The sequence below is a fragment of the Pullulanibacillus camelliae genome (genome assembly GCF_014642655.1).
Classification (GTDB): Bacteria; Bacillota; Bacilli; order Bacillales; family Sporolactobacillaceae; genus Pullulanibacillus; species Pullulanibacillus camelliae.
In genome coordinates this window covers 642,164-657,938 of the sequence record NZ_BMIR01000001.1, presented here as the reverse complement: position 1 = coordinate 657,938, position 15,775 = coordinate 642,164, and the positions used below count along the sequence as shown (strand labels likewise).

General features: G+C 43.0%; 14 protein-coding genes and 1 pseudogene. 10 read left to right on the top strand and 5 right to left on the bottom strand.

Annotated features, from left to right (window positions below; all coding sequences use genetic code 11):
- Positions 1–420: 420 nt before the first annotated feature.
- The 4 genes from IEW82_RS02840 to IEW82_RS02825 all read right to left on the bottom strand — a co-directional run bounded on the left by IEW82_RS02840 (position 421) and on the right by IEW82_RS02825 (position 5,512).
- A complete protein-coding gene (locus IEW82_RS02840) occupies positions 421–2,466 on the bottom strand; it encodes a methyl-accepting chemotaxis protein (RefSeq protein ID WP_188688736.1) in 2,046 nt (681 codons plus the stop codon).
- Positions 2,467–2,775: 309 nt separating this feature from the next.
- On the bottom strand, positions 2,776–4,047 hold the full coding sequence (locus IEW82_RS02835) for an MFS transporter (RefSeq protein WP_188688733.1): 1,272 nt from the start codon (positions 4,045–4,047) through the stop codon (positions 2,776–2,778).
- 459 nt (positions 4,048–4,506) lie between these two features.
- Positions 4,507–5,082, bottom strand: coding sequence for a DNA-3-methyladenine glycosylase I (locus IEW82_RS02830; protein WP_188688731.1), 576 nt, complete (start codon positions 5,080–5,082; stop codon positions 4,507–4,509).
- Positions 5,083–5,110: 28 nt separating this feature from the next.
- The gene (locus IEW82_RS02825; protein ID WP_229672212.1) at positions 5,111–5,512 is read right to left on the bottom strand and encodes an SDR family oxidoreductase; all 402 of its coding nucleotides are present in this window, start codon (positions 5,510–5,512) and stop codon (positions 5,111–5,113) included.
- Between IEW82_RS02825 and IEW82_RS02820 the strand changes: the two genes are divergently transcribed.
- From IEW82_RS02820 to IEW82_RS20505, 5 genes and pseudogenes are all read left to right on the top strand, one after another.
- Positions 5,476–5,718, top strand: a complete 243-nt coding sequence (locus tag IEW82_RS02820) for an HTH domain-containing protein (protein ID WP_229672237.1) — start codon at positions 5,476–5,478, stop codon at positions 5,716–5,718. The genes IEW82_RS02825 and IEW82_RS02820 overlap by 37 nt on opposite strands.
- Positions 5,719–5,980: 262 nt before the next feature.
- Positions 5,981–6,175: a transposase gene (locus IEW82_RS20340; RefSeq protein WP_373285687.1), complete on the top strand. Its 195-nt coding sequence runs from the start codon at positions 5,981–5,983 to the stop codon at positions 6,173–6,175.
- Positions 6,123–6,694 (top strand): annotated as a pseudogene (locus IEW82_RS02815) (transposase); the annotation flags it as partial. The gene IEW82_RS20340 and the pseudogene IEW82_RS02815, both read left to right, overlap by 53 nt.
- A gap of 365 nt (positions 6,695–7,059) precedes the next feature.
- The gene (locus IEW82_RS20510; protein WP_188688725.1) at positions 7,060–7,239 is read left to right on the top strand and encodes a helix-turn-helix transcriptional regulator; all 180 of its coding nucleotides are present in this window, start codon (positions 7,060–7,062) and stop codon (positions 7,237–7,239) included.
- A 45-nt stretch (positions 7,240–7,284) separates the two neighbouring features.
- Positions 7,285–7,545, top strand: a complete 261-nt coding sequence (locus IEW82_RS20505; RefSeq protein ID WP_188688963.1) for a WYL domain-containing protein — start codon at positions 7,285–7,287, stop codon at positions 7,543–7,545.
- A gap of 57 nt (positions 7,546–7,602) precedes the next feature.
- On the opposite strand, the gene IEW82_RS02800 is transcribed toward IEW82_RS20505, so the two are convergent.
- Entirely contained in the window at positions 7,603–9,507 is a 1,905-nt protein-coding gene (locus IEW82_RS02800; RefSeq protein WP_188688721.1) for a sigma 54-interacting transcriptional regulator, read from the bottom strand.
- A 240-nt stretch (positions 9,508–9,747) separates the two neighbouring features.
- Between IEW82_RS02800 and IEW82_RS02795 the strand changes: the two genes are divergently transcribed.
- The 5 genes from IEW82_RS02795 to IEW82_RS02775 are packed head-to-tail and all read left to right on the top strand — an operon-like array spanning position 9,748 to position 15,567.
- Entirely contained in the window at positions 9,748–10,410 is a 663-nt protein-coding gene (locus IEW82_RS02795; RefSeq protein WP_229672210.1) for a class II aldolase/adducin family protein, read from the top strand.
- Between the two features lie 59 nt (positions 10,411–10,469).
- Complete coding sequence (locus IEW82_RS02790) at positions 10,470–11,492, top strand: zinc-dependent alcohol dehydrogenase (protein ID WP_188688718.1); 1,023 nt, start codon at positions 10,470–10,472, stop codon at positions 11,490–11,492.
- A gap of 52 nt (positions 11,493–11,544) precedes the next feature.
- Complete coding sequence (locus IEW82_RS02785) at positions 11,545–12,807, top strand: ribulose-bisphosphate carboxylase large subunit family protein (RefSeq protein WP_188688715.1); 1,263 nt, start codon at positions 11,545–11,547, stop codon at positions 12,805–12,807.
- Positions 12,808–12,849: 42 nt separating this feature from the next.
- Positions 12,850–14,166, top strand: a complete 1,317-nt coding sequence (locus tag IEW82_RS02780) for an MFS transporter (RefSeq protein ID WP_229672208.1) — start codon at positions 12,850–12,852, stop codon at positions 14,164–14,166.
- 21 nt (positions 14,167–14,187) lie between these two features.
- Positions 14,188–15,567: a four-carbon acid sugar kinase family protein gene (locus IEW82_RS02775; protein ID WP_188688712.1), complete on the top strand. Its 1,380-nt coding sequence runs from the start codon at positions 14,188–14,190 to the stop codon at positions 15,565–15,567.
- Positions 15,568–15,775 lie beyond the last annotated feature (208 nt).

Below are 15,775 nucleotides of genomic sequence, written 5' to 3'. Positions count from 1 at the left end.
TTTCCTCATGCCCACACGATGTGGGTAGGGTCGGCGCTCGACGCACGACCGGGGTCAACGAAAAGTGTTCTTTACTTTTTTGGTGGGGCTTGAAGTGCTAGCTTCAGCGTTCACATGGATGGGATGTTTTTAGCCGATCGTCCTTAGTGGCCTCCGCTCATTTTGGAATGGATGGTTGGGTTCCCAAAGTATTTATGAATAAAAAACCCCTGTTCCTGCGTCTACACGTATGGCTTCGAAGTCAGCTTTCTCGGAAGAACTTGAGGTTTATTCGTGAAGTAACGCTCGCCCCGTTCCCGCTGGAGTCTCGCGTCCTGTGCTCCAATCCACTTGGCCTTGCAATGAAGCCTCTTCCACATCTGCTGATGCTCCATACTAAGCAAGGACCGAGCACGCTTTTCGCCCGGTTTTCTGAGTTAATTAACCAATGTTTTCTTCGGAAGCGGTAGCTTTATGGCCATCTCCTTCACCTCTGGCTACTTCTTCTGCGGGCTTTTCATCACCTATTTCAAATTTGATGACTTCTTGTTCTAAAACAAGTGAGATGTCCTGAAGAGATAAGGCGGCTTGATTGACGGTTTCAATGGCTGAGGTTTGACTTTCACTAGCGGCAGCTGCCTGTTCTGTACTTGCGGCGGTTTCCTCAGAAATGGTGCTAATCTCCTCAAGCTTTGTTGCCAACTCTGTATTTGCCGTTGAAACATTAGTGATGGCCGTTTGGATATTAGTAATCCCTTGATTAATAGAATCGACATTCTCGTCGATAGCGTCAAAAGCACCCTTTGTCTGTTTGACATTATGGTCCTGTTGACCTAAAGAATGATTCAATTGATTGGCCCGCTCGGTAATATCATTAAGCTGTGAGATCATATGATGAATCACCTGTTCGATTGTGTTTGTTTCTTTTTTAGAGCGTTCGGCCAGCTTACGAATCTCATGGGAGACGACAGCAAAACCGTATCCCACTTCACCTGCACGGGCAGATTCGATGGCTGCGTTCAGTGCCAGTAAGTCAGTGTTGCTTGAAATATCTTTCATAACTTTTAATATACCAACGATTTCACTGGATTGTTTGGAAATCTCTTGAATATCGATGATCAGATGCTTAGCGATATCTAAAAACTGTGCGGAATCTTCCTGAAGGACTGCAACGACTTTAAGCCCTTGTTGATGTGCGTGTTGGGCCTTGTCGGATTGCTCTGTCATTCTGTTGGTTATTGCTGTTGTTTCAGTAATGGCATCTGTTACTTTGTTCAATAGTTCAATACTCTCTTGTAAGTGTAAGACCTGATGCTGGGCCCCTTCAGTGACCTGTTCAATCGTTTGATGAATGCCGAGCGATTGCGCTGTTGTTTCTTCTGACACGGCAGTTAGGTTTTGTGAAGCTGAGGAAAGCTCGGAGGCGGCACCGTTTACTTTATGTATCATCTGACGGACGCTTTCGGCCATTTTGTTGAAGGTAATACCGAGCTGCGAAAACTCATCCTCCCCCTCAATAGCAACACGATGATTTAATTTGCCATCACCGATGCGCATCGCCCCTTCTTTTAAGGTTTGTATCGATCGTATAATGGATTTATATAACCATCCGCCAAATAGTCCAATAATGATTAATATCACAAGACCCAATACCAGCATGCTAACAAACAATAGTGTTTGAGTGGACGACTGTTTGTTGTATAATTGATTTCTCCTTTGGTTAAGTCGTTGCACCGTTTGATCGACTTCATGAATGACAGTTGAACCAATGGTGTTAAAATTCTTTATGGTGCTCGTTTGCTCCTGATAAAGCTGATTTAATTGTTGAAGGCCTTGAAGAAACTGTGTCGAATTAGACTTATATTTATCTAATGTCGCGTCTTTAAGGTGCTGCTTGGCAACCCCATCCATGGCTTGAATATCTTTAGGCAGGGTTGCGATATATTGAGGAAGCGGATTGCTCATAAAGCGCATCTTAGCTGACTCGATTTGTAACCATGGAGTATTAAGCACAGTAACATTCATAGATGAAAGGATATCCTGGATGGCCAGTTCGCTGTTAGCGATTTGACCTAAGATTCCTTCCGTATCAGAATAGCCAATCGTTGTCTTTGTCTTTTTTAGTTGGTTAAACGCCTTTGAATAAGATTGAATGCCCTTTTCAATCGTTTGAGTATCCTGGTTTATTCCAATGTTCAGTGCATGAAGGGCTTTTACATCGTGTTCTAGCTGTTTGATATTATCCGTAACCGTCTTCTCTTGACCGTGACTTGGATCATAGATAAAAATCTGATCATTTTTTCTAGCACTCTCCATGTCCTGACTAATCGCTTGGGCTTGGTAGACCCCTTCATTAATCGCCTTCACCTTATTGTTCAATCGATTTTCTGTTAAGGTGGCATACCCCATAAAGCTTGAAAGAATAACGATACCTATTAAGCTTGATAAAAGAATGACTGCTACTTTTCTTCGCACTGTCCAATTCACGAAGTGCTCCCCCTTGTATAACAGATCTGTAAATTTTTCTGAAATCACCCACCTTATATTTTCGAATAAATCAAAAGCAAATGGTGAAAATCCATCAAATGTTTACAAAAGCTTTACTAGATCTTAATACAAGTGAAAGAGGCGTTTCCAAAGCAATTGCTGAAGGTGTAGATAGAGTCTTCTCTATGAGATTAAGTATATGAACTTGATAATAGAATAAAAAATCGAACAACCCCATCCGACTGCAATCTCATAAAACACGAATGAAGTGTTCGATTTCTATTAATCTAAAATTCTTTTGGCTCAATCTTAAGCCGAGAGTTGTTTTTGATTGAGCTGCCGGCGTTCTTTTATTAAGATGCCTCCAATTAAGCCGAGCAATGAAAAAACAATCGGGATTAGAAAGCTATAGTGGTAGCCGCTTTTACTGGCTTCGGGAAAGGCGTCGAGTACCTTTCCGAAAACACTTGGCAATAATACAGCGCTAAGAAAGCCTCCTGTATTGGCGAAGCCTGAGATGACGCCGACTTCTTTTATATGAAAGGAATGGCGAACGACGGCAAAGGTTAACGCACTAGCCCCGTTGCCATAACCAATAACTAAAAAGAGTAGGATGAACAAAAAGAAGGGCGGCTTACCATTCATTAGAAAAAAGCATAACCAGCTCAAAAAAACGACACAGTGAACAATGAGATACGGGCGTTTAATCGAACCAAGTTTGTTAGAGAGCCAACTGGTTAGCGGCGCGCCGATAATTGCTCCGAATAAACCGATCATAACAAATTGGCTTGCGCTCGATCGTGACATGCCATAGATATGCATGCCATAAGGGATCGCCCAAGAGCCGATAAAGCCAACATATGTCCCGACAAGACCAAAGTGGCATAAAAAGGTGGCCCATGCCTGTCGTTCTCGAATCATTCGATACAAGAGCTTCCCTGTTTTTTCGTGCTCGTAAGGCATTTTATCGGAGTTAGAGTGTGAATCACTGGGGGCTTTTATGAACCGTTTAGGCAATTTAATTAGGATGAAATAGAGTAGAATGCCACAGAGGCAAAGAATAATACCGATTGAAAAAAACGGCAAACGCCAGCCGGATAAAGCAATCCATGCTGAAAATGGGACTGTTGCTAGTAGAAATCCCGCACTTCCGCTCATGCCAGCAAAACCTAATAAACTAACAAACTCTTGGACTTTGAACCACTGACTTAAAATAAGAACGAGATTGACCCATATGGTTGCATCTCCTATGCCTACAAGCAGCCTAGCCATCATCATGATAGATTCATTGGGGGATAGACTATAAATGACAGTCCCGATACCATTTAATAATGTACCACTGATGAGAAAAAGATTAGGACCAAAGCGGTCGGATAGCACACCGATAGGCACCTGCAAACAAGCATAGGCTAAAAATTGTACGCTTGCTAATAGACCTATGGCTGAGGCAGTAACATGAAAAGTGCTCATCAAATGATCGGTAATTAATCCGGGAGCGGTCCTTTGACTCACAATAAAACAATAGGTTAATAAAACCGTGGTAAATACGATCCACCGATAACGACTCGTTTGCTTTTCCACTTCAACACGTCTCCTGATGCCTTAAATTTTTATCCTCATATTATACTCCTTTCACCCCTTTATTTAAATGAAGACTTAAAAAAAGAGTCAGAAGTCTGACAAACGAAGGGCTTAAAAGTAGCAGAGGGGTTCAGGGCTGGATTCAACATGTATACATTACGAAGGCAATGACAAACAACAAAGCACAGAAATACCCCACTAAGATAAATAAAGGTGATGGGTCGTAAGGTGTGAGAGATTCGAAACACTTTAAAATCGTGTGTTAACACCATCACATCCATGTGACAAAGCCAAAGCTAGTATAGCCTGCACGTCGGAGATCGTGCCCGCCAAAGAAAAGCATCCTCCTGGAGCGGAAATCATACAACAGTATTCGGGTTTAATCAGCACGATGTCTAAATAAGAGATCAAAAAAATAACTTGTTTCGAACAGCTTTCATTCGAAACAAGCATTAATGTTTATGGCCTTTTGTTCTCTGTGTGGGAGGGACAGGTAATCACATGGTCATCGATCATACCAATGGCTTGTAAGTAGGAGTAGATAATCACCGGTCCAACAAATTTAAAACCGCGCTTCTTCAAATCTTTACTAATCTTTTCTGAAAGAGCGTCTTGTGCTGGCATTTGTGTCACGCTTGTCCAATGATTAATAATCGGTTTAAAATCAGTGAACTGCCACATATAATTAGAAAAACTCCCGAAGTCTTCTTGTATCTTCTGAACACTAATAGCGTTACTGCGGACTGCCTTGACCTTTAAACGATTGCGAATGATTTCACCTGTGGATAAAATCTCATCAAGCTCCGCATCAGATAATGCAGCGCACTGATCGATATCGAAATGACGGAAGGCCTTTCTATATCCCTCCCTTTTTTTGAGTATAGTAATCCACGAGAGTCCTGCTTGAGCACCTTCGAGATTAAGCATCTCGAATAAATAGGTATCGTCATGGCTGGGAACGCCCCATTCCTGATCATGATAAGTCATCATAATGGGATCAGATTGTGCCCAAGAACACCCTGATTCCTGTGACATGTTTTCAACCTCCTTTTGATCAATCGGGTTAAGAGAGCTGAGCGGTTGGTCTAACAATAATTTCATTAACCGATGTGTCTGCGGGTTCTCCAATAGTAAAGGCAATCGCTCGTGCGATGCTTATCGGGGAAATCGCACAGTCATACATTTTGTCGGTCGCCTCCTTAATAGCTGGGCTACTAATATGATCAGCTAACTCTGAATGTGTTAGACCGGGTGATACAATTGTAGCACGAATATTAGAATAGGGGGATTCCTCCTGATGCAAGCCTTCCATAATGGCCCGCACTGCAAATTTGGTGGCGCTGTATACTGATGAAGTAGCACTCGCTTGATAGCCAGCGACTGAAGAGAGCGTGACAAACTGCAAGAGAATTAGCGGAAAGATTTGAGGTGCCGGTACGAACGGTTTATCGTGATATCGATACACTGACGGAATCAGTTATTCCTATTTATACGTCTAAGGGGAGAGGCGGAGGGATTACATTGATGGAGCATTTTATCTTAAATAAATCATTGTTATTAGAAAAAGAGCAGGATGAAATTTTATTTTCTCTTCAGAGCTTGTCGGCCACAAATTATCCGCAAATTGATGATATATTACTTAAAATGAGTACGCTGTTTCAAAAAAAGTGACACCAGGTGGATCGAAGTTGATTTTTCAGCATGGGGAAGCGATGTGAAGAAAAAACAATACTTTAACCTAGACTATTCATAGAAGTTCCCAAAACACAGTAAAAAGGCTTATCTATCAAGTGGTTTATTCTGTATTTCAACGCATCAAATAAATGAAAAAAGAATCCGTTTCTGATAAGGTTAAATCACCACAAAATAACCACCGGAAAGGATTCTTATATTGGCTCCTTTACCGCAAATCACGCTTGATTTCAATCGCCAAATGAAATTGTCAAATGATGGAGGATTACTTTCCTCCGATACAGGTGAGTTCATTTTCCAAGAATGCGACGAAAAAGTGGATTTCTCCCAAACTTTGATTCAACATCTCAAACTAAAGGATGAAAGGCATTACTTTGTTCACTCGAATGAAGTCCAACGCCATTTTACAAAGTCTCGCAAAAGAGCTACACCCTAACTCAATGCCATCCGATGTATCAAAGACGGAAATGCATTATGAAAAGATGGACTATCAAGCGCGGTCATGGGTGAAACCGCGAAAGGTGATTGTCCAATCCGTTCGGCCGGCTGGAGAATTGTTTTTCACCCATTCTTTCTTTGTGACAAACCTGATGGATGCTTTTTCACCAAAGGCTATCGTCCGCGCTTATCAGAAAAGAGGAAAGATGGAAAATTACATCAAGGAAGTAAAAAATGGTTTTAACTTTGATAGAATGTGCAGCCATTCCTTCCAAGTTAATGAGGTAAGAATGCTGCTTAAGCCTGCTGGCGTACAACCTAACGAACTGGCTTCGTACACTTTCCAGAGGGACAAAAGAATATGCCAATCCAACCCATACGTACAAAGATCATTAAAGTGGCCAGCAAATGAGTAAAGTCAGGGCGATCTTTGTACTTCAAATGTTCTTCCAGTTTCTTGTATCAAGCATTTTTTTGGGACATACTACAGCGCATTCAAAGGCTAAAAATCGAGTGATTGGAGCGTATGGCGGGAGACTCCTGCGGGAACAGCACGCGTCCGAAGACCCCGCAGGAAGTGTCTTTCTTCCGAGGAGGCTGAGGCCGTGCCCGTGGAAAGCGAGTGCCGGGAGCGGAAATCACCTACCCATGCTATACCCAATTTCAACATTTATTTTCGCGCCAAGGGAAAAGTATGCCCAAAAACAGGTCATTTTGTGGAGAGTGACCGTTTTAATTCCTCAATCGGAGACAATTCCAACATAATTTCCATAAAAGGGGCATGGAAAATTTAGCTTTGATCCCAGATCTCGTTTTCTCCCGAAGTATGAATAAATCAGGTTTAATTTATTTAAACAAGCTATTCTGAATCAGCAGGTCATTATGTTTGACTATATCAATTCAAATAATGAAAAAAGCACGCGTCGTGTGCTGCCTGTAAAAAAGTTATTTAAGGATAAAGCTTGGTATTTAGATGGCTATTGCTTGGACAAACAAGCGGATCGATTATTTAAAATCAATCGGATGTCTAATTTATTAGAAACAAGTGAAGCGCTGGAGTGAGTAGACCATTGTGAACGCTCATTTCTCTCAAATTATGAGGCCAATCTGAGAACTAGCATACCATTAAAACTAAGAATCAGCGAAGCTGTCGCTTATCGTGTCTACGATGAGTTCGAGGAAGCAGATGTTTCCCAGGAAAAAGAGGGATACTGTATTGTTGAGACCTCGCTGCAAGAAGGAGAATGGTTATATAGTTATCTGTTATCCTATGGTGCTGCGTTAGAAGTTTTGGAGCCTAGCGATGTTAGGGAAGAGCTTATGAAAAGAATTCAAAGCATGCTAGGCGTCTGTCGGAAAAATCAATAAATAGATTAAGTGTATCGACTTAGAACGGACGTTCCAAGTCGATTAAAAATGATTTAACTAGATGTCTTTTAGCTTTCTCCATAGTGTTGCCCGACTAATCCCCAATGCTTTTGCCGCTAATTCTTTATTCCCACCAACAGCGTTCAATTTATTTAAGATTGCCTGCTTTTCAATAGCCTCTAGTGTCCCTTCTGGAAGTGCTGTTGTATCTACAGGCGAGTTAGGCACTTTAGTGCTATGCTGTAATTCCTCAATGATTTCCGCAAAAATAGCCTCCTGAGAAATATCTGCGTTGAAAAGGACAACGAGTCGTTCCAAAATGTTTTCAAGCTCGCGAATATTTCCCGGCCAATGATAATGGCTTAATGCAGTCATAAAATGATCGGGTAGGTGTGGCGGCTCGCATTGATAGCGCAAGCTGACTCTTTTGAGTAATGTGGCAATGAGATCAGGCAGATCCTCCTCGCGCTCCCGAAGAGGGGGAAGCGCTATTCTTAAAATATTGAGACGATAAAAAAGGTCAGCTCGGAATCTCCCAGCACTAATATCTGCTTCCAAGTCCCTGTGTGTTGCGGCGATAATACGCACATCAACGGGAATAATCGAGCTACCACCGATACGTCTAATTTCACGTTCTTGTATCACTCGCAAAAGGCGTGTTTGTAATTCTGGAGGGATTTCTCCGATCTCATCAAGGAAAATTGTCCCGGTATGAGCCAATTCGAAAAAGCCAGCCTTACCATTGCGGTCTGCTCCTGTAAAAGCACCTGCCTCATAACCAAATAATTCGCTTTCAAGCAAGTGACTTGGAAGGGCCCCACAGTTAATCGGTACGAATGGTCGATTGTGTCGGGGACTAAGATTGTGGATGCTTTGTGCAACAAGCTCTTTTCCTGTTCCAGTTTCGCCGATCAGTAAAACAGTAGAGTCTGTATCGCTGAAATGTTTAATTTTTTGAATGACGTTTTTCATGTTCGGCGCGTGAGCAACCATATCATTCAGATGGTGTTTGGTGACAAATCCAGTATGATTAAGCTTTCTACGAATGCTTTGCTCAAGGTTTTGGATGTGGGTGATATCTTGCATGGTGATGACGCTTCCATTTCTATCGCCATTAACTGTAATTGTCCGTTTTGAAACCGATAGAATAAAGTCTCGGATGCGTACGATTTCTCCATTGAATTCTTGGGCTCTTTCCACAAGCTTGCAAAGCCCTGATTCATGTTTTAGAACATCCTTGATCGGATGATTGATAATGTGTGTGCGTTCTTTTTGAAGAAAATAGGATGCACGATTATTTGCTAGGAGCACTTGTCTGTCATTGGTAATAATTAGGATGCCGTCCTGGGCCGTTTCAAGCACCATGCGAAACTGTTCGCTATGCATACGTTCCTGATAGCGGGCTTGAACGAGATGTTCAGCCATCTCAATGGACTCCTTGACGCTTTCTCGAGAGGGCATCAATTTAATGCCAGGTAAACCAAATTGTCGCGCATAATCGACGGACATGCCGTCTCCCACAATAAACTCCATTTGATCGGAGATGGCATGCTGCACTTGTATATCTAAATCTTGTTCATAAGAAAAGACCGGATAAATTTGAATGTCAATATAAGTACCAAGCTCACGATAATCACAGATAATGTTTTCAACACCAATGAGTCCAATTTTTTCGTACCTTGTCTTAAGTGAATGGACTGTTCTCAAAATGTCGAGTACAGTCATTTTCACTTCAACAACAGGGATGTCTACAGTTTGATTGAGCAAGGTGGCTTGTCCACCACGTGTAATGATTACCTCTGCTCCAAGGGCTTCTTCTTTTTTGGCAATAGGAACCGTTTCTTCAAAAGAAAAGTCGCGATCATCCTTTGGTGCATACAGCTTAAATGGTTTATTTTCAATGAAAGGACGTACTTTGTCAGCAAATTCCTTTGAAGGGGCAATAATGACGATTTTACTCATGACTCATCCTCCTAAAACTATCATGGATGTTTAAAAATGAAACTTGTGTTTTAAAATGCAACGTTATAAAGGTATTCTACAGCTTTTCCTGTTTTTTTTCAAAAATAAGAGAAATGAAAGCGATTCAAAAGAATAGCGCTTTCTTAAAGGGTTTGAAATAAATTTGGATAAAAAATTATCGAGTTTAATAAGTTGGCACGCTTCTTGCATGTTGTAGAGTGAGAAAGGGGGAATAGAGCGGTGACAGATCAACTGACGATTACTCAACAGCTTATCAATACAGGTAAATATCTACTCGATAATCAGCTGGCTTGGGGAACATCCGGAAATATTAGTGCACGTGTGAATGCGCAAGAGATGCTGATCACAGCATCGGGCACGGAAATGGGCAACCTCCAGCAGAATGACTTTTCTTTATATAACTTTGAGACAAGTTCATGGGAAGGCAGTAGAAAGCCTTCAAAAGAAGTGCCCATGCATCAAGGGATATATCAAGAGCGCAGTGATGCACATGTCGTTCTTCATTCATCACCGTTTTATACGACTCTAATGGCTTCGAGTGAAGAGGCACTCGTCTCCGAGTTATTCGTTGAAACGATGTACTATTTAGAAGATGTTGTCTATGTGAATTATTATCATCCTGGGACAGCCGAGTTAGGGGAGGCTGTACGCGAGCAAGCCAAAAAGGGGCATGTGATCATGCTGAAGAATCACGGTGTCATTTTATTTGATGATTCCTTTGGCGACGCTATCATGCGCCTAGAAACACTTGAGCTGGCATCTAAGATGATCATTACGGCCAAATCAGCAGGCATTCAGCTTACGAAGATACCCGATCTGGTTGTCCAGGATTTTCTAGAAAGCGCAAGATATAAGCCGAGAAAACGCATTTACAAAGATTGAGCGCTAAACGCGCGTCATCAATAATCAGCAAGATATTCATAAAAAGGGAAGTGGAGTTCATGAAGGCAGTCATGATTGAAAGTCCTTATAACGTTATCGTTAAAGAGGTGGAAAATGCTCCTCTAGAAGATAATGAAGTCAGAATTCAGGTGAAAGCAGCAGGCATTTGTGGGTCGGATATTCATGCTTACAAAGGCCTTCATCCTTTTCGTGTGCCTCCGGTAATCATTGGACATGAAGTGTCAGGTGAAGTCATCGAGGTTGGAGCCGCTGTGACACGAGTAAAATTAGGCGATAAGGTAGCTGTTGAGCCTCAGGTTGGTTGCGGTAAATGTGAGGCTTGTCTTCAAGGCAGAATCAACTACTGTGATAACCGCAAAGCGCCAGGGATTGGAAAATGGTATGGCACGATGGCAGAAAACTTTGTCGCGCCAGAAGAGGTTGTCTTTGCTTTACCTCCTGAATTAGATTATCAGCAAGGTGCACTTGTAGAACCGCTTGCTGTTGCTGTCCATGCTGTACGGAGAGCGGGGATAGAAGTTGGAGACAAAGTGGCTGTGCTTGGTGCGGGTCCAATCGGACTTTTAACGATTGCTGTAGCTAAAGAAGCTGGGGCAACAACCATTTTAGCAACAGACGTATTGGATTATTGTTTGGACACTGCGCAGACACTTGGTGCGACCCATACCATCAATATCAAAGATAAGAGAGATTGGGTGGAGCCCGCTAAAGACGATATTGGAGGAAGCTTTGATAAGGTACTTATCGCAGCAGGCGTCCCTGGTATCGTCAATCAAGCCCTCTCTCTGGTTAAAAAGGGCGGCAGAATTGTTACGATTGCCATGTTCCATGGTGAACAATCAATCGATATTATGCAGCTTCAAGGTCAGGAGAAGGAGTTAGTAGGTTGCTTTTGTTATACACGTGTTGACACGATATCGGCTGTGGATTTACTTGCAGCTGGACGGATTAAGTCTGATGCTTTGATCACCCATGTCTTACCGTATTCCCAAGCAGCAAATGGCTTCAGAATGGTTGAACAAAAAGAGGATCATTCATTAAAAGTTCTGGTCACTTTCTAATGCAGGATATAATCATTCTTTATGTTACTTTATGGATCGATAGGGGGATTCCATGACGACACAAGAAGTACGAGCAACCTATTTAATTGAGACACCTTTTACTTTGGAATATGCGGCAACTGTCATGGCAGGTGAGCAATCGACTGGAACCTTCGTTTCTGTACCGGGTGAGACCGATCACTTAAAAGCCATGCATGCTGCGAAAATTGTGAGTATTAAGCAACTGGAGTCGGCCCCGTATCCATCGTTGCCAGGGTATAAAGCTCCAGAAGTTACTGGGAAGGACAACGTCCACTTTCAACGTGGGGAGGTTACACTTTCCTTTCCTTATCATAATTTTGGTCCTTCCTTGCCCAATCTGCTTGCCGCTATTGCAGGCAACTTGTATGAGCTGCACGAGGTGTCAGGTGTCCGCTTAATAGATATTGCCTTGCCAAAAGCTTTTATGGACACCTATCGAGGCCCGCAATTTGGTATTGAAGGGACACGACGTTTGACAAACGTCTTTGAAAGGCCTTTAATTGGTACGATTATTAAGCCGAGTATTGGATTATCAATCACGGAATTACGGAAGCTTGTCCGACGCCTTGCCCACTCTGGCATCGATTTTATTAAAGATGATGAGCTCAATGGCAATCCCCCTTTTGCTCCTCTTAAGGAGCGGGTGGTAGCGGTTATGGATGAGATTGAAAGAGCCGCTGATAAGACGGGTAAAAAAGTCATGTATGCCTTTAATATCACAGGAGATATTGATGAATTGCGGGCAAATCATGATATTGTTGTTGAAGCGGGTGGCAACTGTGTGATGGTCAGTGTGAATAGTATTGGTCTTGCAGGTGTTGCTTATCTTAGGAAGCATGCGCAAGTTCCAATCCATGGGCATCGCAATCAATGGGGGGCGATGACACGGCATCCACTGCTTGGCATGAGCTTCACCGTTTATCAAAAATTATGTCGGTTGGCAGGTGTCGATCATCTTCATACCAACGGGTTAGCGAATAAGTTTTATGAATCCGATGCTTCTGTCATTCAATCCGTTCAGGATTGTCTAACGCCGATGTATGGTAAGGATACTTTGCTGCCAGTTCTGTCATCAGGCCAATGGGCGGGGGTGGCGGATGCATCTTATAAGTCGATGCAAACCATCGATCTCTTGCATTTAGCTGGAGGGGGCATCATGGCGCACCCAAGCGGCATCACAGCAGGCGTTGCCAGTATGCAGCAAGGGTGGGAAGCGGCTTTGAAAGGTGTAAGTATAGCAGAGTACGCTAAGAATCATCAAGAGCTTGCCGAGGCCATACAAAAATTTGGATAAAGTGTTTGAATTCTATATGTTTAAATAATGGGGGTTATAGGGATGCAAAAAGTAAAGCATGATAAGTCGGGGAGCCTAGAGAGGCGCTCGCGATTGCAAATACCAGGGCTACGCTGGTGGATGTTCAGTTTCTTTATTCTAATCATGATCATTAATTATATTGATAGATCTTCTATTTCGATTGCAATGCCTTTAATTAGTAAAGATCTGCATATTGGTCCAGCATTAACAGGAATTATTTTAAGCTCATTTGGATGGACCTATGCTATTATGCAGCTACCAGGTGGCTGGTTGGTTGACCGTTTAAAGCCACGTAAAATTGTATCTGGGAGTTTAATTGGTTGGGGTATTATTGAAGGGCTTACAGGGATTGCTACCGGTGTCGGCTCATTGATAGGAATGCGAATGTTTTTAGGCGTTTTTGAGGGGCCTGTCCAAAATGGTATGAACTCTTCTCTCATTCGCTGGTTGCGTAAGAGTGAGCATGCGCGCGGCAGTACATTGGTTGATGGTGGCGGTCCTTTAGGAACAGCCTTTGGTGGCCTTGTTGTAACGGGTCTAATTGTGTGGCTAGGGACATGGCGCATCGCTTTTGGTGTGATCGGTTTAATTACAGTTATTTTTGGTCTTATTGCCTGGTGGTTCATGCGGGATAATCCTAAGGACCATCCAATGATTACTGAGAAGGAAACAAAGTATCTTGAAGAAGAGGCGACTGAAAAGACAGTAGCGGCTGAAAAAACTACTGCGAGTACACCCATTAAGAGCTTTTTACATCTTAGTCCTTGGATGCTACTTTTAGCCTTTTTCGGTTATGATGCTGTGCTTTATGGTCTATTAACTTGGGCGCCTTCATACGTCAGTAATGAACAGCATGTCTCGTTTTCGATGACCGGGGTTTGGACATTTGTCATTTTCGGTGCAGGATTTGTTGGCGAGCTTTTTGCTGGCCAAGTGGCTGATCGCTGGATTCGTTCTGGAACCTCCGTCAATATTGTCATGCGTTCGATGCTTGGCTTTGCGGGATTGGGAGTAGCTGCAGCTATTATCCTTGTGAACTTTGTCTCATCAACAAGCTCAGCGATTTTGTTAATCAGCCTAGCAAACTTTTTCCTTCGTTGGGGAGGCCTATATTGGGCTGTGCCGGCTAGACTTGTTGCTAAAGAGCATGTTGGGCAGCTGAGTGGGGCGATGAACTTTGCTGGAAACGTGGGCGGTATTATTACACCGATTTTAATTGGGTTTATCGTGCAATCTACTGGTAGCTATGTAAGCGTTTTTGTTACTTTTGCCATTGCTGGATTGATAATGGCAATTTCGTCAATCTTGATTAACTATTCACGTAAATTAACGGCGTAAAGTTGGGGGGCAGAGTAGAGAATGCAACAAGGTGAACGAACACAAGACAATCAGCTGGTGCTCTCCTTTTATGGAGATGATTTTACAGGTTCAACGGATGCGATGGAATCGCTCACGATTAATGGGTTACCGACGGTGCTTTTTTTGGATGTACCGAGCCAATCGATGCTTGAGCGCTTCCCGCATGTTAAATGTATAGGGATAGCTGGGGACAGTCGAGTGATGAGTCCGGAACAGATGCAGGCAGAGCTTCCCGATATTTTTAAAAGGCTAAAGGAATTGAGAAGTCACTTTGTCCATTATAAAGTATGCTCAACCTTTGATTCCTCAAAAGATATAGGGAATATCGCAACGGTTGTCAATATATCTAAAGACATTTTTGGCGAGCTGTCTTGGGTGCCCGTTCTCGTTGCCGCTCCTGATTTGCAGCGCTATACAGTGTTTGGCAATCATTTTGCCGCCATGAACGGAGAAACCTATCGTTTGGATAGACACCCGACCATGTCGCATCACCCGATCACACCTATGTCGGAGGCGGATTTACGAGAGGTGTTAAAGGAACAAGGGGCAAAAGAGACAGCGGGAATTAATCTTGTGGAATTACAGCAACCCCTTGATGCGTTATTTCAAACACTGAATGTTAAGCTGTCGAAACAGCCGGAGGTCGTTTTGTTTGATAGTGCAAGTAAGGCTGATGTTGAGAAGGTCGGGCTGTTATTGGAAAAGGTTCGAGAGCCTAAGGAGCCGCTATTTCTCATTGGCTCATCGGGTGTGGGGCATGCGATTTCCGCTGTTGCGAAGGATAAACAGGCGATGGCTAGTCAGTCACCTGTAAAGCCTACAAAAAGAGACAGATTGCTTGTGGTATCCGGCAGCTGTTCGCCAGTTACGCAAAAACAGCTGGAGTGGGCGATGAATCACGGCTTTGAAGGGATTCATCTTACTCTTGAAGAGGTGATGGCTGCTAAGAAGGATGAGCAAGCGAAACGGCAGCTTGTAGAGAAAGCGTGCCAAACCATTCGGGACGGGAAGGACCTTGTGATGTTTACTGCTTTGGGACCGGATGATCCCAGCATTGCTCGGAACCAACAAAAAATGCTGGAAAATGGTCTACCCATTTCAGAAACAAGCAAGATTCTCGGCTCCTATTTAGGAGAATTAGCGAAATTAGTGATTCAAGAAACAGGCATTGAACGCCTAGTGGTTGCTGGTGGCGATACCTCTAGCTATGCAACGAAGGAGTTAGGGATTTATGCACTAGAGATGATCACATCCATTTCTCCAGGCGCCCCTTTATGTCGCTGCTACTCAGATGACGACTCCATTGATGGATTAGAATTGGCGCTAAAAGGTGGACAGTTTGGTCAAGACGATTATTTTGCAGAGGTTAAAGACATTTAAAGGCTTATATAACCCCCATGGAGAACGTGGACCGTCTCTATGGGGGTTTTTGTTTAGGTCAAATCTAGCTAAGTCATTATTACAGTGCGTCTTTTCATCGGCATCTTGCAGAAGCTCCTTGGATTTTACCGTGTTTGTCAATGATCAAGTTGTCTATAGCTGTCGTCTTGTTCGTCTCGGCATTCGAGACGGAAGAGCCGGGATAAAT